Genomic DNA, 22,783 nt, shown 5'->3' on the forward strand with positions numbered 1-22,783 from the left:
TCATCTATCCATTATTATAGTAAAAATCCGTATACGATTGTAGCCACAACCGTCATCGTCCCGCCGACCAGCGCCTCGTAAGGGATTAAGCCCATGCGCTGCTTGATCGTCATTTTCATGCTATCAGCGGTGACATGGAAGTACGTGCCCTGCGGCAGCGAGTCGATAACCGTCGCCCCGGTATGGACCATCACAGCTGCAGCCAGCGGTGCGGTGCCCATGTTCAGAATGGCTTGTCCGAAGGAACCGGTCGCCACAATAACACCCGTTGAGGTGGAGGCAGTCGCCGCGGCCATCAGAATCCCGGAGATCGGCGCCAGGAAGGTGCCGGAGATGCCGGACAGCTCAATCAGATGCACCACCTGCGCGGACAGATTGGAAGCCGAGATCAGCCCGGCGATGCCGCCCGCACCGATGAGGATCAGGACGGTTGCTGTCATTTTGCTGAGACCGGAGGAGGTATATTGCAGCACCTTGCTCCCCTGGCCCATCGCCAGCATTCCGATAATGCCCGCCAGCGGCAGGATGTACATCGCATCCACCTTGAGCTTGGTCAGCGCTTCGATGCCCGAGATCGAGCCGATCGGATTGATCATCAGCAGCACAATCGCAACCAGCGGGGCCACGATGGCTCTGCCGAGCGGCGGGTACACGGAGTTACTTGCACTATTGCTGCCGTTAGCTGCTTCTTCGTCGGTAACCTTAATTCCTTTGGTCTTCAGCATCGAGGCCAGGATAACGGTTACAATTAATCCGCAGATGGCCGGAATGACGCCTGCCAGCATCACATGGCTTAAGTCTAGCTCGAAGCCGCGCGCAGCAGCAATCGTATTCGGATTGGGCGAGATGATGTTCCCTGCCTTGCCTCCGCCGGACAATGCCAGCAGCAGCGCCAGCTTGGAGATTCCCATCTTGTTGCCGACCGACAAAGCAATCGGCGCTACAATCAATACCGCTACCGGGATGAACACGCCCATTGCCGTAATGACCATCGTTGCCAGCGCCAGAGCCAGGATGGCCTTGCTTCCGCCGAATTTTTTCACAATCGCCTGGGCTATGGCTTCCGCTGCTCCCGACTCCATCATCACACCGGCGAGCACACCGGCGGCTAGCACCCGCAGCACCGTGCCCATGACACTTTGAGTACCGCTTACAAGAACGCTTACCGTCTGTTCGAGATTGGCTCCGCCGATCAGCGCGCCCACGATGGCCCCCAGGAACAGAGCGTAGACCGGATTCAGTTTCTTCAGAATCAGGATAATGGCAATTGCCAGTCCTGCCAGTGCTCCATACCAACCAATGATTAACCCTTCCATTTTCAAAAATCCCCCTAAGAACTTGTTGAACACGCTCTCATTATAAGTCCCCGCAGCCGCAAAAGAATATTGATGAACGGACGAAATGCATTGTGCAAGTGACCAACGGGAAAAGTGATGTTTCGCACAGGTTGGCGGAGGTTGAGTACATTCGGCTCGGCCCCTCCCACGTGTCTAATGTGTTCGATTTTTCGACCATATCCCGCCCGCGGACTCACAGTACGCTATTTGTGAATTTACCGGGTTTGTGAGCCGTTCGCGGACCGTGAGGCCGTTATCCTCCATATGGAGGGTCCATTTGACTGACAATTGCTGCAATAAGCGCATCTCAGTCCGCAGGCAGCGAGGTTTGGACGAGGTTTGACGAAGATTAGGCGACGATTGCTGCGGCTTGGGGGTTTTGCGTGGATGGGTGCGGCGGATGGATTACGGCACGAAATGCTATCAAAAAAATTATCTCTTCCCCGCAACATTACATATATTGGCTAAACATTTCGCGCTATACTCTATTGTAAGCGTTCTTACACTCATGTGCTTACGGAGGGGATTGTATTCGTGTATACCCGCATCATCACCCTGATGAACAACCTGAGACTCAGGACTAAGCTCTTCCTCTCGTTCGGCAGCGTCGTGCTGATTCCGGTGCTCATTGTGGGGGTATTTCTAACCAGTGAGCTGCGGAACATGGCGATGAACAATGCGCTGAAGCAGGTGGCGGCGAATGTGGACCGGGTGAAGAAACGGACCAGCGAGATGCTGAACATCCCGCTGGATATCGCTTACCGCCTGTCCAATGACAGCCGGCTGGAGGAGGCCGCGAACCACCGCTATGAATCCGTCTACGATGTGGTCCAGGCCTATTGGAAGTATCCCGACTTCCGCGATTTCGTCCGGCTGTACAAGGAAATCTCCAGCATCCGGCTGTATATCGACAACCCGACGGTGCTGGACAACTGGGAGTTCCTCCAGGCCGATGCAGCGGTCACCCGGGAGCCGTGGTACCAGCTGGCCCTCAGCCAGAAGGCCCTGGCCTTCTGGAGTTATATCCCCGATTCCCGCAACGGCCAGTATTATCTCAGCCTGATCCGCAAGGTCGATTTCCTCAAGCAGCGGACCACCGGCGTGCTGGTCATTAATGTGAATTCAGAGCAGCTCAGCAGCATTCTGAACCAGGAGACCTTCGAGACCATTATTGTCGATGAGAATGACAACATTGTCGCCTCCAACCGTTCCGGAACACTAGGCAGAACACTGCAGGACATCAACCTCAAGCCACCGTCCCCCCTTCCCGGACACGGGCCTGCAGATATTACGATTGACGGGCAATCCTTCAAAATGCTGGTCGATGACTGGCATCCCGAGGGCAGTTTGAACAGCCTGCGGATTATCTCGATTTTCTCAGTGGAGAGTATTGTCAGCGAGCCGAACCGGATTATCTCACTGGCCACCACGGTCATTATCTCCTCCCTCATTCTCGCAATCATCCTGATCTATTACTTCTCACGCCTGCTTACGGGACGGATGCTGCACTTAAGCAAACACATCTCCAAGGTCGCTTCCGGGAACCTGGGTGCCAGGCTGGTGATCGACGGCAAAGACGAAATCGGCCAATTGGCCCGGCAGTTCAATCATATGGTGCGCAATATCAACGACCTGATGAGCGAGGTGCAGGAGTCCAACCGGCAGAAGAATGCCATCCTGCTGAAGCAGAATGAAATCAAGTTCAAAATGATGGCCAGCCAGATCAATCCCCACTTCCTGTTCAATGCGCTGGAATCGATCCGCATGAAGGCCCATACCCGGGGACAGACCGATATTGCCCAGGTGGTACGGCTGCTGGGGAAGATGATGCGCAAGAATCTGGAGGTCGCCGGCGGCCGGATCTCGCTGCAGAGCGAGCTGGAGACGGTGAACTGCTATCTGGTAATCCAGAAATTCCGTTATAATGACCGGCTTGCCTATGAACTCTATGTCGATCCGGCAGCTAACGAAGTTCAGATCCCGCCGCTGATCATCCAGCCGCTGGTGGAGAATTGCGTGATCCATGGCCTGGAGGACCGGATGGACGGCGGAATGGTCCGGGTGGATATCCGGGTGGAGGAAGCGATGCTTAAGGTGCAGGTATCCGATAACGGAATCGGTATCCCGGCGGCACGGCTGGCAGAGCTCCGGGAGATGCTGGACAACAATGATGATTATGAGACCCACAGTATCGGAATGCGCAACATCCATCTGCGGCTGAAGCTGACCTACGGCCCGGAATGCGGCCTGAGCCTGGCCAGCCAGAGCGGATACGGCACACAGATCAGCTTCGCCATCCCCTTAAGGAGTGATTCCTATGTATAGCGTGTTAATCGTTGATGATGAATTATCCATCCGGGAAGGACTGACTACACTGCTCGACTGGGAGAGCCTCGGCTACCAGGTGGTGGATACCGCAGCCAATGCAGTGGAAGCCCGGCATAAGGCTGAGCTGTACTGCCCGGACCTGATGATTGTCGATATAAGGATGCCGGGAAAAGACGGGCTGGAGCTGGTACGCGAGCTGCGCGAGGCTAAGCTGGATATGCATATCCTCATTCTGAGCGGCTATGCCGACTTCAGCTATGCCCGGCGTGCGCTGTCTTACGACATCGATAATTATCTGCTGAAGCCGGTGGATGAAGAGGAATTGCAGCGCTACCTGACCGGTCTGTCTGCACTGCTGGCCGAGCAGGCGGCCAAGCGGAAGAACCATTCGGCCGCCAAGGTGTGGAGCCGGGAGATGCTGGTCCAGTCCCTGCTGCTGGAGCGCAGCCCGGACCCTGCGCCCGCTCTGATGGATTCAGCGCTGGAAGCAGGGCTCCTCTGGGATTCGTACCAGATTGTCCTGATCCGCCTGCTGCTGCAGGATTATGCCGACAACGGTCCAGTGGCCGCAGTCAAAACCCGGCTGACCGCCAGCCTGGAGGACAGCCGCCGGGGCGTCGTTTTCTCGCTGGACTCTTATCTCGGCGTTCTGCTTCAGCCCTCCTACCAGAAGGAGCTGGTCCACCAGATGATGGTCCGGCAGATCCGTGAGGCCGCCGCCGCAGAGGGGCTGGAATGCATCATCACCGCCGGAGACCGGGTAGAACGCTTGGGCGCACTGCCGGACTCCCATCAATCGGCGCTGGCCCGGATGAAGGACCATTTCTTCTATGACGAGCCAGGGATGATCGGCCCGGATTCACGCAAGCTGAAGCTGGGGCAGCCCGCGAATCCCCAGGAGACCGAGAGCCGGTTAATCCCGGTGATGGACCGGCTGTATTTCGCCATGGATACCGGGAACGTTGCTGCAATCGCGGCCCTGATCCAGGAGGCGGGGGAGCTTATGACCGCAGCCGGGTTATCCGAGATGGCGGTCAAATCCTTCTATGTGCGGGCGGTAACCTCCATCTCCGGCAAGCTCTCCGTTCATTACAAGGAGCTGGGTCCGGCACAGAGCCGGATGGACGGACAGATTGAGCAAATCTACAGACATACCTCTCTACCCGCACTTCAGCGCTATATCACTGGTCTGCTGGAGCAGTATGCCGGGGAAATTATCCGCGATGATATGGATGTGCTGATGAAGCGGATGGTGCATCTGATCCACCGGCATTATGCCGAGAATCTGAAGCTGGAGACGCTGGCCGATGTATTCACCTACAGCAGTGCCTATCTGGGCAAGCTGTTCAAGAACAGCATGGGCTGCTCCTTCAACACGTATCTGGACACCATCCGCATCGGGAAGGCCAAGGAGCTGCTGGACCAGGGCAGCAAAATCCACCAGGCCGCCAGCCGGGTCGGATTCAGCGACGTGGATTATTTTCGTGAAAAGTTCAAGAAAATTGCGGGTATCTCTCCTTCCGCCTACCGCAGACAGGGACTAAAGCCGGAGGACGAGTTTTCAGAAAGCGCTTACGAAAATGACTGATTTCCCCCTGTTTTTCCGCTTAAATCTTCGGGTGTTGCCTGATTTGCCGCGGCCTTATGATAGAGCTATATCGAAGGAGGGACATAAATGAAAGCGATTACTACCATGGCGAAGCCTAAGCCGGGGAACTCAGCCGCCCGCTTCTGGGCGAAGTTCCGGCAGCAGAAGTATCTCTACATGATGGCTGTCCCTTTTGTCCTCTGGGCGTTCGTCTTCAGCTATTTGCCGCTCTGGGGGTGGACGATGGCCTTCCAGAAGTATAAGCCGGGCAAATCCTTTTTCGAGCAAAAGTGGGTCGGGCTGCAATACTTCCGGGAGCTCTTCCAGGATGAGCAATTCTTCAATGCCCTGCGCAATACCCTGGCGATGAGTATCATGGGGCTGCTGGCGGGCTTCATCATTCCCATTATTTTCGCTGTTCTGCTCAATGAGGTCAGGCTGCAGGTGCTGAAGCGCTTCGTGCAGACGGTCTCTTATCTGCCCCACTTCGTCTCCTGGGTAGTCGCTGCCGGGATTATCACCAAGATGCTCTCCACCGACAACGGCGCTGTGAACGATCTGCTCATGGGCCTGAATATTATCAACGAACCGATCCAGTTCATGGCCAAGGGCAATCTGTTCTGGGGTATTGTAACCGCTTCCGATGTCTGGAAGGAGACCGGCTGGAACACGATTATCTACCTCGCCGCCATCTCGGGGATCGGGCCGGAGCTGTACGAGGCTGCCAAAGTCGACGGTGCGAGCCGGCTGCAGCAGGTGCGTCATATCACATTTCCGGGCATCCGGGGAACGATCGTGATCCTGCTCATTATGTCCATCGGCCATCTGATCAGCATCGGCTTCGAGAAGCAGTTCCTGCTCGGCAACAATCTGGTGCGCGATTATTCCCAGACGCTTGACCTGTATGCGCTCAATTACGGGCTCGGCATGGGACGGTTCTCCTTCGGGACGGCGATTAATATTTTCAACTCGGTGGTGAGTGTGATTCTGCTCTTTACCGCCAATGGCATTTTCAAAAAAATAACCAAAGAAAGCATCATATAGGAGGCCCTGCTCATGATCAAAAAACTGGCTGCGGCATCCTGGTCGGACCGCATCTTCGATTTGGTGGTTTATCTGGCGATTACGGTGGTTACTGTAGCTACGCTGTATCCTTTTCTTAATGTGCTGGCGATCTCCTTCAATGACTCGACGGACAGCATCAAGGGTGGAATCACAATCTACCCCCGGGTGTTCACCTTCAAAAACTATGAGACCATCTTCGCCTTCTCCGGCCTGGTGACCGGGTTCAAAATCTCCGTGCTGCGGACCGTTGTCGGAACTCTGCTCGGGCTGGTCAGTGCCTCCATGCTGGCCTTCACCTTAAGCCGGGTGGACTTCCAGGGCCGTAAATTCGTCTCCACCTTCCTGGCGCTGACAATGTATGTATCGGGCGGTCTGATTCCGTTCTACATTCTGATCAAGGATCTGCATATGATGGGTACCTTCAGCGTCTACGTTCTGCCCGGTCTGGTCAGCGCCTTCAACGTGTTCGTGATCCGATCGTTCATCGACGGCCTGCCTTATGCCCTGCAGGAATCGGCGAAGCTCGACGGCGCCAATGACTTCACCATCTACTGGCGGGTAATTCTGCCGCTGACCAAGCCTGCGCTGGCCACCATTGCCCTGTTCCTGGCGGTCGGCCAGTGGAATGCCTGGATTGACACCTATCTGTATAACGGCTCGAAGGACTCTCTGACCACGCTGCAATTCGAGCTGATGAAGGTCATTCAGAGCACAACGACCAATGCGGATAACTTCCGCGGCCGGAATATGACTGAGGTGATGGCCCAGATCTCCCCCGAATCGGTCAAAATGGCGATAACCATCGTAGTCACGGTCCCTATTCTGGTGGTCTATCCGTTCCTGCAGCGCTATTTCGTCAAAGGCATGACGCTGGGCTCGGTTAAAAGCTAGTCTGCTTAAACGGTATCTCCAGGCTGAGGCCTGTGCATACAATATGTTTCTACCAGACAAAGGGAGGGTTTCTATTCATGACAAGAAAGACGGCGAAACCGTATGTGGCGCTGATGCTTCTGACCTTGCTGCTCAGTGTGCTGGCCGGCTGCGGCGGAAGCAATAACGGCAATTCCAAGAATGCCGCCGAGAATACCGGAGCCAAGGCCACGAACAGCAGCACCCCTGCCGCCAGCAGCGAAGCTACGCCAGCAGCAGAGGATCTCAGTCCGCTGACCTTATCCTTCTTCGCAGAAGACCCCAATCCGAACTGGAACAATATGCAGGATGAGGTCAGCAAGGTGATTACGCAGAAAACAGGCGTGACTCTTGATGCTGAATTCGCAGTCGGTGATCCGCAGCAGAAGATCGCCCTGATCGCAGCCGGCGGTGAATATCCCGACATCATCTCTGCCAAGGGCGATATCGGCAAGCTGGTGGATGCAGGCGCTGTCATTGACCTGACCGATCTCATTGATAAACATGCTCCTAATATCAAGCGGGTACTGGGCGACAATCTGGCCCGTGCCAAATACACGAACGAAGACCAGTCCATCTATGCTATCCCGACCTGGGCGGCTGTAGATGAGAAGAAATTCGTAGCAGGCGGCGGCTTCGAGCTGCAGCACCGGGTCGTGAAGGAAGCCGGGTATCCGGAGATCCGCACGGTGAAGGATTATGAGAACGTGATCAAAGCCTATCTGGAGAAGCATCCGACCGATGAGAACGGCAACAAAAATATCGGCGTATCCCTCAATGCGGATGACTGGCATATGTACATTTCCGTTACCAACCCTGCGGTAGCTACGACCGGCGGCTCCGATGACGGCGAGTATTACATCGATCAGGAGACGCATGAAGCGATCTATCACTTCCGCCGCCCGGAAGAGAAGGAATATTTCCGCTGGCTGAACCATATGAACGATATCGGCCTGCTTGACAAGGAGAGCTTCGTGCAGAAATATGACCAGTACAAGGCCAAAGTGGCGACTGGACGCGTACTGGGCCTGATTGATCAGGACTGGGACTACAATGACGCGCAGCAGGCACTCAAAACTGCCGGCAAATTCGATCAGACCTACGGACACTATCCAGTCACCTTAACCAAGGATTACAAAGAGACCAGCTTCTGGCCTACCGGCTTCATGGGCGGCTACGGGATCTCCATCTCCACCACCAACCCTGATCCGGTCCGGACCATCAAGTTCCTGGACTATCTGGCCTCCGATGAAGGACAGATCCTGAACAACTGGGGCATCGAAGGCAAGCATTATGTCGTTGAGAACGGCAAGCGCGTGGTGCCTAAGGAAGTCCAGGACCGTATCAACAATGACAATACTGCCTTTACCAAGGAAACAGGGATTGGCTTCTACTGGAACATGATGGTCCACTACGGCGACGGAGCCAAGGATTCGACCGGCAATTATTACACCAAGAACTTCCCTGAGCAGCTGGTTGTCGGCTATAGCGATGTGGAGAAGGAGACACTGAAGGCTTACAACGCCACAACCTGGAAGGATCTGTTCCCGAAAGAAGAGGAATTCAAGGAAAAAGCCTACGGCGCCGCCTGGAACATTTCAATTCCCGGTGAGGACGAAGTGTCCATTCTGGGCAATAAAATGAAGGATATTACCTGGAAACGCATCCCGCAGGCGATTCTGGCCAAACCGGCAGAATTCGATAAAATCTGGGATGATTACATGGCCGACCTGGAAAAAGCCGGCGTCAAAAAAATGGAAGCAGGCTACACCAAGTATGTGCAGGACCGTGTAGAATTGTGGAGTAGTAAGTAGATTTAGAGTTCAACCTATATTCATTAAAGCATTAGGACACCCGTGCGGGGAGCTGCACGGGTGTCTTCATGCTAAGGCGTAACAATTATAAAATTAGTCAAACATGCAGTTCGTGATATGTCTTCTTTATCATATCCGTGTATACAGAAGGCGGGTATTCTTTCACCTGATCATAGGCGAATTGTGACAGCTGTAGTGCTTCATCCCCCTTGCCCTGACGCTGACTGATCTGTGCCCGGTACGCATAGGCGGTGAACAGATTGGCACGGTCAAGCGGATGGTAGACCTGGCCGCCAAGCTCCACCTTGCTTAGGGCTTCCAGCGCCTCGTCTTCCTTGCCCAAGTGATATAGTGCAATTCCGGATAGAAGCTGCACATTCGCGGTATGCCCGGCGTCTTCAAGCGGGTACGCCTCCGCCATGGTCACTGCTTCGGCATAATTACCCCTGGCTACCGCCAGTCTGATCTCCCCAAGCTCCACCAGCCGCAGTGATTCCTGCATCTCCGTAAATTCCGCGAACGCTCTCGCTTTCTGCAACGCCGCCTGCGCAGTCTCAGCATCTCCTTCAGCAATCGCCAGTGTACTCAGCACCCGGTGCAGATGATCGGTCATATAATAGATCCCTTCCTCCCGAGACACATGAAGGGCCGCGAGGGCCGCTTCCCGGCTGCCTGCATAGTCACCCAGGGCAGATAAACAAATACTCTCCGCATAATGAAGCTCGATTTCAAAAATAAAATCATTACCTACCTTGTTCTCCTCATACTCCCTGCGCACCCGGCGGATCAGCTCCAGCCCCTCCGCATATTTGCTCTGCGCGAACATCAAGGCATAGGAGATATACTGCAGCTTGGCCCGCTCCACGAATAAACCGAAGCGCTCATAGATTAGAGCGGCCCGCTCCAGCTCCGCCTCCCCTCCTCCCCTGCCCGTATAGAAGCAAGAGCTGACATAGAATTCGAGCAGACGCGCTGCATCAATGGTCATCGGCAGTGTCCGTCCGGTGAGCGGCTCCACCCGGCTGATGATCTCTGCGTACTTTTTCTCCTTGAACAGGATCTCCAGCTCACGGACAAGCGGAGCCAATTCTGCTTCATCCTCACCCTCCAGGAAATAGCCCGGGTCCACCCCCAGCCGCCCGGCCAGGAATTGCAGGCTGTTCATCGAGGGCAAGGCCCGTCCGTTCTCGATTTGGCTCAGCATACTTTTGGTCATATGGTCTCCGGCCAGGTCGGTCTGCGTGAGCCCTTTGGCCTTACGCAGCTGCTTGACCTTGTCGCCGATGGTAGTTTGTTTGGATGTCATTTGTGATGCCAACTTTCCGTAGCTTTTCTATCAAGTATAGCCTAATGGAAGGGTAAGCAAAAGCTGAATTTCAAATAAAGTTAAATTTAATTTAACTTTTTGTTGCTATTCGGATTAATTGATCATACAATAAGTTTAATTAAATTTAACTTTTGTATGAAGAGGAGTGTTATTCATGACCCATCATCCATCAGACCCGGCAGCCTCGAACCGTAATATCTTCCTGTTCTTCTCCGGCAAGCTCGCTTCTGTTCTGGGCTCCAGCATGTACACCTTCGTTGTCGGCTTGTATATTCTCCAGCAGACCGGTTCAGGCAGCAGCTTCGCTGTTACGCTGCTCTGCGGCCTGCTGCCCGGGATTGTACTGTCGCCGTTTGCCGGTGTGCTCGCCGATATGGTGAACCGACGACGCCTGCTGATCGGCTCGGATCTGGCCAGCGCCCTGATTATGTCCCTGTCCTTTGTGGTTGTATGGCTGGAGGGAATGTCCCTGCCGGTTATCTATACCTCGCTCATTCTCTTGTCTGTCTGCGCAACCTTCTACAGCATCGCGGTCTCCTCCTCGATGATGCTGCTCGTGGACAGCAGCTCCATACAACGGGCCGGATCGCTGAACCAGACGGCAGGCTCGGCCGGTCATCTGCTGGCTCCTGTTCTCGCGGGAATCCTGTACGCTTTCCTCCCGCTCCAGGATTTCATGCTGGTGAACGCAGCAGGCTTCACCATTTCGACGATTATGGGCTGTATGTTGAGATTCAAGCCGATGCCTGAGGCCATGACCGCAAACGAGTGTGAGTCTGAACCCGAAGGCCGCCAGCCGCTGCGTGAACGTCTGGGCAGTGTAGCCGGCGAGGTCCGCGCAAATCTGAAGGACGGCTTCGCGTATGCCATCCGCCGACCCGTGATCCGCTCGCTGCTGGTCGTTATTTTCTGGATAAATTTCTTCTTCGTGGCGCTGAATGTCGTGCTGCCGTATGTCGCAGTGCAGACACTGGGACTCTCGTCAGAACAATATGGCATACTGGAAGCGATGCTGGCGGCTGGCGTGCTGCTCATGTCGCTGCTGCTGACGGTTCTCCGCCAGAGCAAGAGCCCGGTGAAGCCGATTATCGGCGGTCTAAGCGCGCTGGGGATGCTGTTCCTCACGCTGGCGCTGCCGCTGCTGCTTCAGTTTAGCCCATCCGCCACTTTCTTCTTTTATATACCGTTGCTGATTCTGATCGGAGCCTTAATTATGGTTATTAATATTCCGGTGCAGGTCTACCTGCAACAGACCATCGAAGAGGAATACCGTGGCCGCGTCTTCGGGCTGGTGGAAGGCATCGCCGGCTCCATCGCCCCGCTGGGGATGCTGCTCTATGGTGTGCTGCTTGACCGGATTCCAGGCTCAGTGATCCTGCTCGTCTCCGGCGCAGCGATTCTGGTCGTTACCCTGATCCGCCGCAGAGGCTTAATCAGCAGCAACACCGCCGAGCAGCAACGGGTGGAGGTTAGGGAGGCGGGGGCTTAGAGGTAATGGAAGAAAAGTGGATAACCATTGTTGAACGAATTCAATTATTCGTTTATATAAGGCTTGAAATCTCGCTCGTACGATAATTTTGTTTCCTCGTACGATGGAACATCTATAAATTCAATATGGTCTGCATTTAAATCCAAGAAATCTCTGGCAATGATCTTCACACTCTTCCTAATCTCGTCCAAGTCCCAAGATTGAGACAGTCTTGACCACATATAAATATACACGGGTTTATAACCATCTATATTTAATGGAGCAGAATGAGGTACCTGGTCATCTACATCTTCTATGCCTCTTGGATATATGTAACTATAATGAATATCTTCATCTCCATGAATAAAGCTTTCAATTTCATCACAGTATTCTTTGTCATCTCCAATGATATCCATATCGTACTTCAAAAGATTAACTAGGGATGCCACGGTAGTAATTTCAAAGTACCCCAAGAAGTTTGCTTGATTTTCATCAGAATAAAGGGTAATTTCATCATTTCTGCTCTTGCTGAAGAGACCATAAACCCCGTACCAGAATAACCAATGTCGTACTTTAACATATATAGTTTGAATATTAGTCACCTGCCTTCTGCTCTACCAACAGTTAGCGCGGGAATCTTCCCGCGCTTATATTTTTTCATTGAAGTACTCTTGTGTTACTTCTAATTGTTTTTTTAGAATTTCACGCCATAATCCAGTATGGATCTCCCCGCTGCCCATAGACACCTTAGTTCTTAGAATTCGGCCGTCCGGTAATATTTTGCGGTAAAAATAGTGATCCGTGGTCTTGTAAAGCTCCCATCCGTCATTGTCACAGAAACGCTTGAGCTCTTTCCATCTAGGCATCGATTAATTTGATTACCTCATCCAGATTATCTTTAGTCAAAACATGAAGAATGTAGGGGGAGTGGGACTTCCGGTTGGGGGACTTGCTGTACAATGGATATTCCTCAAAATACTCCTTGGCATATTCTAGCAGGTTGTTTGCCAGTTCCTCCATCAATTCTTCACGGGTTGGCCCCATTGCAAGGATATCAGGAATCTCATTTAATGAACCGGTGAATGAACCATCCTTCTCTTCTGTGATGTTAGATGTAAATGTATAGGCGGACAAAATTGTGGTCAGTTCACTGAGCGAAAGTGCAGCAAAGGTGTCTCGGTTGCGTCTCACAAATTGTGGGCGTTCATGGGTAACCGCATCGATAAAGCTGCCCCAGGATTGCCGTACCTCTGTCGCATTCAAAACAGTATTCATGATCATCAGCCTCCTTCACCTCCTATCGTAACGAAAAACGTACATAATGTACAGTATGTACATTCCCTAACCCTGTATACCATACGTAGAAAAAATACATTCCAGACTCGCAGCAGACGGGGGCTTAATACCCTAAACTAATCGAGTAGGAGGCTGCTCATTAACTGAGCAGCCGACCTCTCACACCACCGTACGTACCGTTCGGTATACGGCGGTTCAACCGCTTAAGTGCAATTTTCGTAAATGCTCGTACTGTGCTGGGAAGTCGTAATACCCGGCCTGTGCGAGCTTTTCGTTTGTTATGGAACGGGACAGTACTGGGCTTCCGGCCACTCGCCAGTAGCCTAGGCGTGAGTTTCCCCATTGGTAAGCCTGCCACTCCGGTATTCCCAGTTTTTGCAGGTTCTGCACCTTTGTTTTGGGCTTCTTCCACTGTTTCCAGATGTACATCCGCAGTCTTCTACGCAGCCATTGGCTCCAGCTTTGCAAGATTCGCTTTATATCCGCTACATAGAAGTAGCCAATCCAGCCGCGAATGTAGACTTTCACCTTCTCCATCACTTGCCTGACATTTCTGCCCTGACTGCGACTCGTCAGCTCTTTCAATTTCTTCTTTGCTTTAACAAGGGATTGACCATGTGCTCGAATATACAGCCCATTTCTATTCTTTCCCATCGCAAAGCCCAGGAATTTGAAATGCTTCCGCGCCACTACACTGACGACCTTGCTTTTCTGCCTATTCATCTGGAGTCTCAGTTTATCCTCCAAATACTTTCGGCAGGATTCCAGAAGCCGCGCCGCTGCCCGTTTGCTCTTGGCTAGTACTACAATGTCATCGGCATAACGGATGACATTCACTCCCCGGCTGCTCATTTCCTGGTCGAATTCGTTCAGGTATATATTGGCAAGCAGTGGAGATAACGGGCCTCCTTGCGGAGAGCCTTCCTCTGTTTTGCAGTGAACCCCATTCTCCATAACCCCACTTTTCAGATATTTCTTAATCAGCTCGGTTACGCGCTTATCTTGAATTTGTTTACGCAAGAGGTTCATTAGCAGCTCATGGTTCAGGGTGTCAAAATATTTGGAGAGGTCGATTTCTACGGCATGGCTGTAGCCTTGCTCTGCATATTCTTTCACTTTGCGGATGGCCTGCTGCGCACTCCGCCCAGGGCGGTAGCCGTAGCTTCCGTCTGAGAAAAGTGGCTCAAATAAGGGCTGCAGCTGCTGGGCTATCGCCTGTTGAATCACCCGGTCAATGACCGTGGGGATGCCAAGCTTCCGCATTCCGCTTCCATCTGGTTTGGGAATTTCCTTGCGCCGTACCGGACTAGGCTTGTATTCGCCTTCCCGGATTCTTTGCAAAAGTTCGTCCTTGTGTTCCTGCAGCCATGGCAGCGCGTCTTCTACGGTCATTCCGTCGATTCCTGGTGCTCCATGATTGCTCTTGACCTGTTTGTAGGCTCTGTTCAGATTGTCTCTGTCCAGAATCTGCTCAAGCAGATCCGTTGCACCGTCTCTTTCTCTACGTTCCCGAGTGCCGGCACTCCGCGCTCCCGCATACTTTTCGCGTTCCACACTATCCCTTTGCAGGCAGCCCTTTCGGTATTCTGCTTTCATCGTGCCGATTCTCCTTCCGGTTTGTACTTGAGACTTACGATTGTTCGGCCCTTCCCGAAAAAAAAAAAAACTTTCCGGTATTATGGCCTCTGCTGACTTCTCACAGCAAGCTTTACTCCATCGTTCGGATTTTTTTTTTTCCTACCGGACGTCTGTGAGACCTCCCCGGGTAAGAGCGATAACCTTCCCCTCATCTATCTGCCACATTTACATGCCAGGATTCGGGCAGTATTGGACTTCGCTTTGGTATGCAAGCTCGTCCGTCCTGGCATGCCTCGTATGTGATTTCTGTTCGTCAGACCGAGGGTTTGCCTCCGGCTTCCTTCAGATTCCGCCTCGCGGCGGACACCCTTGCCTTTGGCTAACAGTTCCTACTGCCAAGCCTGTAGCGGACTTTCACCGCCAAGTTATCGCCCATGCCGGGCGCACATACAAAAATAGAGCAGCATCCCCCACCCGGGGATTGCTGCTCTATTGTATTCCAGACTATTTGCGCACAGACAATACAAACTTCTCTAATGCGCTGATATCGGTAATGCTCTGATTGCAGCCGCGGTTATCGATACACACATATTGGCCGACGGAAGCGTAATTATCCGCCGCAGCCACCTCCGGTCTGGTCTTAACCGTCAGGAAGGCGAGCTCCTGCTGCCGGTTGCAGAACAGGCAGTAGCCCTTCTTGTGGGTCGGCACGATGCGGCCCTCTACCCCGATGAATTCTCCTTCATGCGGGTAGACGATGAACAGCTTGTTCGTCGAGATATCGACCCAGGCCAGATACGTCACATAACGGAAATCGATGGCTTGCAGATCAGGCAGCTTCATCTTCTTATTCTTCGGAAACAGCTTCTGAATCTGCTTCAGTGTAATCGGCGGGAACGGCTCCAGATGCGGCTCCAGGTTCTTCATATACTCCTGGAATTCCTCCGCCGTCTCAAGCGTCGAGATTGGACGCAGCAACTGCTCCTGTTCGGTGCTCAGCGAAGCAAAAGCTCCGGTCACCTTCATCTCGGCATCCGCCCGCACGGTCTCCAGCACACGCCGGTCCGCTACTGTACGCAGTGTCTTCAGTACGAAATCCGCTTGTTTCTTCACATAATTATATTGATGGTTTCTAATAAATGTTGTCTTCACAGCTCTTCAGCCCCTTATATATATTGGTGTATCCAATAAGGGCAGAGCCTGCGATTAGAAACGATAAAATCAGTTTGGGCGATCAAGAATATCCTGCCGCACCCCACGCAAAGTATCGCCCCGGATCAGGCTCTGCATGAGGACTTCCTAGCCAATGAGCAATTCATTGCCATCATTGTAACCCCCTATCCACTTACATGCGAGAATTATAGCAGGAAATGACGAAGGCGACAATTCCACTTCTGCACTGCGGCGGCTGGACGGTTAGCGGCGGGAGGCTGCTTTTTCAGAGAACATTTTCAGAGAACAATGGTGTTAAAAGATTCCGCAGCCAGCCCCAGTCTGTATTGCGAACCCTCACAGGACAGCTCAATCGTCCGCTCTTCCTTGAACGGATTGGCGATGACCAGCACCCGTCTGCCCTCCGCCGTCTCGAAGGCGATCCCGTTACCCGACCATCTGCCCTTCAGTCCAATTCTGCGGGAGCCGGGAGGGACAAAATGAGAGAAATGCTTCATGACATAGAATTCAGGGTTCGGCGCTGCTTTCCGATCCCCCGGGTCTACCGTCAGCATGGCGTTCTGCTCCCAGCCCCAGGTGCTGCGGCCTTTCGGCTGCAAAACCATATTCCAGTAAATATAGGCATTCACGCCGTTAGTAAAATAGTGCTGATACAGATTGAACACATATTTGGCATAAAACCAGGTATTCTCCCCGTCTCCGCACTCGTTCTCCGTCTGCATGTAACGCAGCTCAGGATAAGCCTGCACGGTACGCTGAATGCCGTATTTGCCCGCCCACTGGTAGCCTACGCCCTTCACATACTTGTAAGCTTCCGGGTCGCTTAATACCGTATGGGCATAAGCATCGAACCCGCTGTCCTTCTGCTTCAGCCACTCATCCCAAGGCTCCGGCGCGTTGATCGTGCCCAGCCAGATCTCTGTCTCCAGCCCATGCCGTTCAAAAGCGGGTCCCAGATAATCGCGGATGAATTCGCGCAGCTGTTCGCCCGTCCATACGCAAGAGGGGAATTTCTGGTCGGCCACCACTTCATTCTGCACATGGATCTGATGGATGGTAATGCCTTCTTCGGCATAGGCCTGTACGAATTTCACAAAGTACAGTGCATATGCCTCCAAAATATCCTTATCCCAGCGCAGAGTGCCATAGTTATAGGCCTTCGGGAATTTCATCCAGGTTGGCGGGCTCCAGGGGGATGCGAACAGCTTCAGGTCCGGGTTCAGCTTGAGTGCTTCCCGGATGTACGGAATGAGAAATTTACGGTCCCGCTCAATCGAAAAATGCTCCATCGCCAGGTCGCCGTCTGTCTCATTCAGGCTATACCATTCCAGCGCGTAGTCGCTGGCCCCGATCGGCAGTCGGCAGATGCTGAACCGGAGGTCACCTTCCGGGTGAAAAAGCGCGTGCAGCACATCCTTCCGCTCTTCCTCCGGCAGCAGGCTCAGCGCCTCCCAGCCCAGCTCGTTGAAGCAGCCGCCGAACCCCTCCACATCCTGATGCACCTGTCCGGTGAAGGCCAGCTCCGCTGCCCCGCCTGTGGTGCTCTCCACCGTCCGGGATACCCACGGCTCATGCTCTGTACTCGATATCCAGACTTGTCCAGTCACGTCCATGCTTTCAGCCTCCTGAGTGCTGCCTGAATGAATGTTGCCTGAATGCTATCCCTGCTTGATTATCTGTACACCCCATGCCTCAAGGGTAAGCTCCTCATCTTGAGCCACCTGAGTACCCTTCAACAGCTCCTGCCCTGCACCATGCGGATACTTGAAGGTTACCGGCTCAGCCGAATAATTGTAAAAGTAACGGATCGTGCTGCCCTGCCGGTTCGCACCGGACTTGACAATGAGCGGGAACGAGAGCTGCTGATCCATACCCCACAGCCCGGCGGTTTGCAGCGTATCCTTCAGGATAACGGCAAGCGCGGCAGGCTCTGTCATGCAGCCGATATAAGTGGCTGTACCTTCGCCGTATGCATTCCGTGTAACCGCCGCGAATTCGCCCCACTGGGGATGATCGTAGCGGGCCAGCACCTCCGCCGGTCCAGGTACAAGCATCTCCATCCAGGTATTGACGGTGTTAACGCCTGCTGCTTCTCCCTGAGGGAACAGCTTGCCGCTAAGTCCTGTACGGGCATTCGGCGTGGCAAAATGGCTGTAGGTAACACCACAGGCTTCATGAATCACTCCCGGCTGCGCGGTATGGCGCACCTTCACCTGTTCGTCGGTGAACCCGCTTTTGAAGGAGTAGACCACATGGCCGCCGCTGCGGACGTAATCATTCAATTGCTGCAGCGCCTCATCCGAGACTGCGTATAACGCAGGAACCACAACCAGCTCATACTCGCTGAGGCGCGGGCTGCCGGGCTGGATGAAATCGCAGGCGATGTTCATCCGGTACAATTCATCGTACATCCAGCGGACCACATCATTGTAATTGAGACCGCCGGGAAGCTTGAACCACTCCATCGCGGACAGCGCTTCATTGCTGACCATTACGGCCACCTTGCTGGTCTTCTTCAGGCCGATCAGCTGATCGCTTAACCGCTTGAAGTCAGCGCCAATTGTCTGCGCTTCCTTATAGACCGGGTTCGGCAGGAAGTCGTGGCTGAGCAGCCCTTTCCAATACGTCTCGAAGGAATTATGAATGGAATGCCAGTGCCAGTAAGCGACCATCGACGCTCCTGAGCCCAGATGGCTGAACGCCAGCTGCCGCAGCTGGCCGGGATACGGGGTCCACTCCGGGAACGCCTGAGCCTGAGTCTCCAGCACGAAATAATTGTCCTGCTTCAGCGAGCGGGTCATATCTCCGCCAAAAGCAATCTCCGCACCTGTAAGCTGATCCTGGGACGGGTGATAAATATCCGTTCCGGCGATGTCGAACGGCTGTGACGCCTTGAAGTGATCCACCGAAGGCTGGACGCCGAACGAATGCCCCCGCCACTCAAAATCGAAATTCTGCGTGGTGAACTGGCCCGGCTGCTTATACTCGTTCACGATCCCGACCTGCCAGGCCAGGAACTCGTTGACCAGTCCCCGCTGGAACCGGGCAAATTCCGCCCCCAGGCTGCCGTTAATCGTGCCTACCATGGACGGGAAGTCCTCCCAGCTGTCGATCCGGTTGCTCCAGTAATCCAGTCCGAACTGATGGTTGACCGCTTCAAGCGTACCGTAAGTCTCTCTCATATACTTCACGAAGCGGAGCTGCACATTCGGTCCGGCTGTCTCGTAATGCTTGGTCTCGTTATCAATCTGATACCCGATGACCGCCGGATGCTTATGTACAACAGCCATCAGCTTGCGGATGATCCGCTCCGCGTAGAACAGATACGCGGGACTGGTGATATCCATAATCTGTCTGGCTCCGTACTTGCCCGGCCCGTTCACAGTGACCGCCAGCACCTCGGGATGCTCTTTGACCATCCAGGCCGGGACGGCATAGGTCGGCGTGCCTACAATGACATGAATCCCTGCCTCATGCATCGCATCCAGCACTCTTTGCACAGAGCTGAAGTTGAATACCCCGTTCTGCGGCTCGTGGGTGCTCCAGGTGGATTCGGCAATCCGCACCGTGTTGATGCCCGCATCCTTCATCATCTGAATGTCCTGGGCCAAGCGGTCGTAAGGCATATATTCATCGTAATAAGCAACACCATATAACAAGTGATCCATTGATAGTCCTCCTGAGAAGTTGGTAGCATACGCTTGAAACGATCGTAACATATGCGACTGTAATTTAGCCTTTTACCGCTCCGGCAGTAACACCCTTGGTAATCTGCTCATTGAAGATGGCATAGATGATAATGGCCGGGATCGAGGTCAGCACCATGACCGCAAACTGTGAGCCGTAGTCCGAGGAGTACTGGCCGGCAAAGTTCATGACTGAGAACGGCAGCGTCTTCAGTGAATCCTTGCTGAGGAAGGTCGAGGCCATAATGAACTCATTCCAACAGTTCAGGAACGTTGTTACGATAACCGTCACCAGCGCAGGCGCGGTAAGCGGCGCGATGATCTGGAACACAATCCGGTAAATATTCGCTCCGTCCACAACCGCAGATTCCTCCATCGCCTTGGGGATGCTCCGCATGAAGCCGGTCAGGATGAAGGTGCCTAGCGGTACAGATACGGCGGTATAAGGCAGGATCAGCCCCAGATAGGAGTTGGTCAGGCCCAGCGCCTTGAAGATTGCAAAGTTCGGCAGCAGGGTCGCATGAATCGGAATCATGATGCCCAGCAGGATGATCGTGAAGAAGACGGACCGCAGCTTCCACTGCATCCGGGTAAACGCATAACCCAGCGTCAGGGACAAAATAACTGTCAAGAGAATTGTCACTGTAGTCACGAAGGCACTGTTAATGAAGTAGCGCAGGAATTTGCCGTCGACCCAGGCATTGACATAGTTCTGCCACTGGGGATCGCTGGGCCATTTCAGCACGCTGGAAGAATAGAATTCATTGCTGCTCAAGAATGAGAAATCAACCAGCCAGATTAACGGGAACAGCTGAACCAGGGCGACGATCAGGAAGAACACCCATAGTATGGTTTTTGTGCTTTTGCTCATGGTGGCTCCTCCTTAGAATTCGGTCGCATCGCTGCGGGTCAGCTTGTTGCTCAGATAAGTGGCCAGCAGACAGACGACGATGAAAAGAATTGAGATGGCATTGGCATAACCGTATTGGCTCGCCGAGAATGCCTTGTTATAGAGATACACAGCCAGGAATTGGGTGGAGTCGCCGGGTCCGCCGTTGGTGGTCAGGAAGACGGTCTCCATCTGCTTCAGGGCGGTAATCATAGCCAATGTAATCTGCACCGTAATGACCGGTGACAGCAGCGGAACGGTAATCCGCCAGTGTAATCGGAAGCCGGAGGCTCCGTCGAGTGAAGCGGCTTCATACATATCATCGGGAATGCCTTTAAGTCCTGCGTAATAGAACAGCAAGCCCCAGCCGAAGCCGGCCCAGATCAGAATGAATAACATGGAGACGAGCGCAGTGCTGCTGTCCCCCAGCCAAGCATGCTTCAGGAAGCCGAGTCCCAGGGAATCCAGCATTTTATTGAAGGCGCCGAAGGTCGGGTCCAGCAGGGACAGCCACATTTTCGAGATAACAACGACAGAAATAACGCATGGGATGAAGAAAATCGTTCTGAACCACTTCTCTGCTTTACCGCCCAGGCGGTCCAGCATAATGGCAAAAAAGATCGCGACCGGATGCTGGATCAGGATGAAGCCTAGTCCAAGCAGCACGGCATTTCTCAGTGCCAGCCAGAACCGTGAATCGTGGAACAGCAGCTCCGTATAGTTGGCGAATCCGATGAATGCAGAAGGGGTACCCGGTGACAGCGTATCTCTGAACGAGTAGTAGCCGCTGAGCACAATCGGCACGAGAAAGGTCAGTGCGAACAGGAGAATTCCCGGAAAGACGAACAGGAAGATGGCCAGTTTGTTATTGAATACTTTTTGCATGGAAGTCACAGCTCCATCCTTAAGATTAGAGAGGGGCAAGAAAATGCTTCCCGCCCCGTCTCCTTCCATTCTCTATATTGGTTATTGTGTTTCTGCGGCTTTCTGCAGCTCTGCCAGCAGTTGTTCAGGTGTTGATCCGCCGGCGAAGAATTTGCCGAACACGTTCTGGGCATCATCCTTGAACTTCGGTGTGCCGGAGTCGAGGGCGATCGCGCCTGCTGTGCTGGTGGCTCCGGTCAGAACGTCGGTCAGTTGCTTCTGCAGCGCACTCTCTTTGCCGGACAGCTCATACTTCTGTGCAGGCACAGCCGCGCCGGTATCCCATACAATTTTGGCCCATTGATCGGCAGACATCATGTAGTCGAAGAACTTCTTAGCTTCTTCAGGATGCTTCGAGCTGCTCACCAGGGAGTATCCGCCGCCGTTCCAGGCTAGCAGGTCGGTGTCCTTGCCTTTGCCGCCCTCTACAACCGGGAATTTCAGCACATTCACATTGTTGCGGAAGTCCTCCGACAGCTTGTCATTCGTAGCCATCCCCGCTTCCCAAGAGCCCATGTACCACATCGCTGCCCGGCCCTGCGTGAACAGGTTCTGCGATGCGCCGTAGTCGGCTGTCATGAACGATTCCTGGAACAGCTTGCTGTCTCTGGCCTGGGCCAGCAGCTCAGCAGCCTTGGTGAAGTTCTCGTCACCTGTGAAGTTCTTTTTCTTGGCCACTGCGTCCAGCGTCAGATTCTGATCCCCACTCACACGGATCACCAGATCCTGGAAGAAGGCGGCGAAGCTCCACAGGTCCTTCCCGTTCATCGACATCGGCTCAATGCCTTTGGCGCGGAATTGCTTGCCCGCTTCCAGCAGCTCGGCGTAGGTTGTCGGAATCTTGATGCCATTGTCATCGAACAGCTTTTTGTTATAATAGATCACTTCGTAGTCACTGTTGCGCGGCAAGCCGTACAGCTTGTCATTGAAGGTGAAGGATTTGTACACACCCGGCAGGAAGTTGAAGGTGTCGCCTTCATATTCCTTAGGGTCCAGCTCTTTCACATATCCGGCCTGAACGAGGGTGTTCAGCTCCGCTCCGCCGTGAACCATAGTTACATCCAGCGCTTCGTTGGAGGCCATGTATGCTTTCAGCTTGTTTTTGAACGGCTCCTCGGCGAGGGTTTCGATGTCGATTTTGACATTGGGATTCGCCTTGACATAATTATCAATGACCATCTGCTCCGCCAAGCCTTGTCCGGATTTACGGTCAGGAAGGTTCGAGAACAGGCGCAGCGTTACTTCCTTGCCCGCATTGCCGCCAGTTGTATTGCCTCCGGCATTGGTGCCAGCATTATTCTTGTCGTTGCCGCCTCCGCATGCACTGAGGACTGAGACCGCAGCCAGTGCAGTGACCAGCAAAATGTTCCGTGTGGACTTTTTATTCATGTAATCATCCCC

17 protein-coding genes are annotated in these 22,783 nt (G+C 53.5%); 6 read left to right on the top strand and 11 right to left on the bottom strand.

What is annotated here, in order from left to right:
* Window positions 1–14: 14 nt before the first annotated feature.
* Window positions 15–1,316, bottom strand: coding sequence for a GntP family permease (locus tag K1558_RS05090; RefSeq protein ID WP_238650310.1), 1,302 nt, complete (start codon window positions 1,314–1,316; stop codon window positions 15–17).
* Window positions 1,317–1,871: 555 nt separating this feature from the next.
* Here K1558_RS05090 and K1558_RS05095 point away from each other — a divergent pair.
* From K1558_RS05095 to K1558_RS05115, 5 genes are all read left to right on the top strand, one after another.
* A complete protein-coding gene (locus tag K1558_RS05095; protein ID WP_238650311.1) occupies window positions 1,872–3,662 on the top strand; it encodes a sensor histidine kinase in 1,791 nt (596 codons plus the stop codon).
* A complete protein-coding gene (locus K1558_RS05100) occupies window positions 3,655–5,253 on the top strand; it encodes a response regulator transcription factor (protein ID WP_238650312.1) in 1,599 nt (532 codons plus the stop codon). The genes K1558_RS05095 and K1558_RS05100 overlap by 8 nt, the downstream gene beginning before the upstream one ends.
* Before the next feature lie 105 nt (window positions 5,254–5,358).
* Window positions 5,359–6,297, top strand: coding sequence for an ABC transporter permease (locus K1558_RS05105; protein ID WP_420800413.1), 939 nt, complete (start codon window positions 5,359–5,361; stop codon window positions 6,295–6,297).
* Between the two features lie 12 nt (window positions 6,298–6,309).
* Complete coding sequence (locus tag K1558_RS05110) at window positions 6,310–7,209, top strand: carbohydrate ABC transporter permease (RefSeq protein ID WP_238650314.1); 900 nt, start codon at window positions 6,310–6,312, stop codon at window positions 7,207–7,209.
* 77 nt (window positions 7,210–7,286) lie between these two features.
* Entirely contained in the window at window positions 7,287–9,041 is a 1,755-nt protein-coding gene (locus tag K1558_RS05115) for an ABC transporter substrate-binding protein (RefSeq protein ID WP_238650315.1), read from the top strand.
* Between the two features lie 97 nt (window positions 9,042–9,138).
* Here the strand turns inward: K1558_RS05115 and K1558_RS05120 are convergent, their stop codons facing one another.
* Window positions 9,139–10,347 (bottom strand): helix-turn-helix domain-containing protein, encoded by a 1,209-nt coding sequence (locus tag K1558_RS05120; RefSeq protein WP_238650316.1) that lies wholly within the window; start codon window positions 10,345–10,347, stop codon window positions 9,139–9,141.
* A gap of 175 nt (window positions 10,348–10,522) precedes the next feature.
* Between K1558_RS05120 and K1558_RS05125 the strand changes: the two genes are divergently transcribed.
* Window positions 10,523–11,857 carry an MFS transporter gene (locus K1558_RS05125; protein WP_238650317.1) on the top strand — a complete coding sequence of 445 codons (1,335 nt, stop codon included), beginning with the start codon at window positions 10,523–10,525 and terminating at the stop codon, window positions 11,855–11,857.
* Between the two features lie 44 nt (window positions 11,858–11,901).
* On the opposite strand, the gene K1558_RS05130 is transcribed toward K1558_RS05125, so the two are convergent.
* From K1558_RS05130 to K1558_RS05170, 9 genes are all read right to left on the bottom strand, one after another.
* The gene (locus tag K1558_RS05130) at window positions 11,902–12,438 is read right to left on the bottom strand and encodes a hypothetical protein (protein WP_238650318.1); all 537 of its coding nucleotides are present in this window, start codon (window positions 12,436–12,438) and stop codon (window positions 11,902–11,904) included.
* Between the two features lie 256 nt (window positions 12,439–12,694).
* Entirely contained in the window at window positions 12,695–13,111 is a 417-nt protein-coding gene (locus K1558_RS05135; RefSeq protein ID WP_238650319.1) for a hypothetical protein, read from the bottom strand.
* Window positions 13,112–13,327: 216 nt separating this feature from the next.
* Window positions 13,328–14,728 carry a group II intron reverse transcriptase/maturase gene (gene ltrA / locus K1558_RS05140; protein WP_238650320.1) on the bottom strand — a complete coding sequence of 467 codons (1,401 nt, stop codon included), beginning with the start codon at window positions 14,726–14,728 and terminating at the stop codon, window positions 13,328–13,330.
* Between the two features lie 486 nt (window positions 14,729–15,214).
* Entirely contained in the window at window positions 15,215–15,862 is a 648-nt protein-coding gene (locus K1558_RS05145) for a FusB/FusC family EF-G-binding protein (protein WP_238650321.1), read from the bottom strand.
* Between the two features lie 299 nt (window positions 15,863–16,161).
* The gene (locus K1558_RS05150) at window positions 16,162–17,496 is read right to left on the bottom strand and encodes a glycoside hydrolase family 30 protein (RefSeq protein WP_238650322.1); all 1,335 of its coding nucleotides are present in this window, start codon (window positions 17,494–17,496) and stop codon (window positions 16,162–16,164) included.
* Window positions 17,497–17,541: 45 nt separating this feature from the next.
* Window positions 17,542–19,551: a beta-galactosidase gene (locus K1558_RS05155; protein ID WP_238650323.1), complete on the bottom strand. Its 2,010-nt coding sequence runs from the start codon at window positions 19,549–19,551 to the stop codon at window positions 17,542–17,544.
* Between the two features lie 64 nt (window positions 19,552–19,615).
* Window positions 19,616–20,440: a carbohydrate ABC transporter permease gene (locus K1558_RS05160; RefSeq protein ID WP_238650324.1), complete on the bottom strand. Its 825-nt coding sequence runs from the start codon at window positions 20,438–20,440 to the stop codon at window positions 19,616–19,618.
* Window positions 20,441–20,452: 12 nt separating this feature from the next.
* A complete protein-coding gene (locus tag K1558_RS05165) occupies window positions 20,453–21,343 on the bottom strand; it encodes a carbohydrate ABC transporter permease (protein WP_238650325.1) in 891 nt (296 codons plus the stop codon).
* An 81-nt stretch (window positions 21,344–21,424) separates the two neighbouring features.
* Window positions 21,425–22,771 (bottom strand): ABC transporter substrate-binding protein, encoded by a 1,347-nt coding sequence (locus tag K1558_RS05170; protein ID WP_238650326.1) that lies wholly within the window; start codon window positions 22,769–22,771, stop codon window positions 21,425–21,427.
* Between the last annotated feature and the right edge of the window lie 12 nt (window positions 22,772–22,783).

Source organism: Paenibacillus piscarius, assembly GCF_022234545.1.
Classification (GTDB): Bacteria; Bacillota; Bacilli; order Paenibacillales; family Paenibacillaceae; genus Paenibacillus_AQ; species Paenibacillus_AQ piscarius.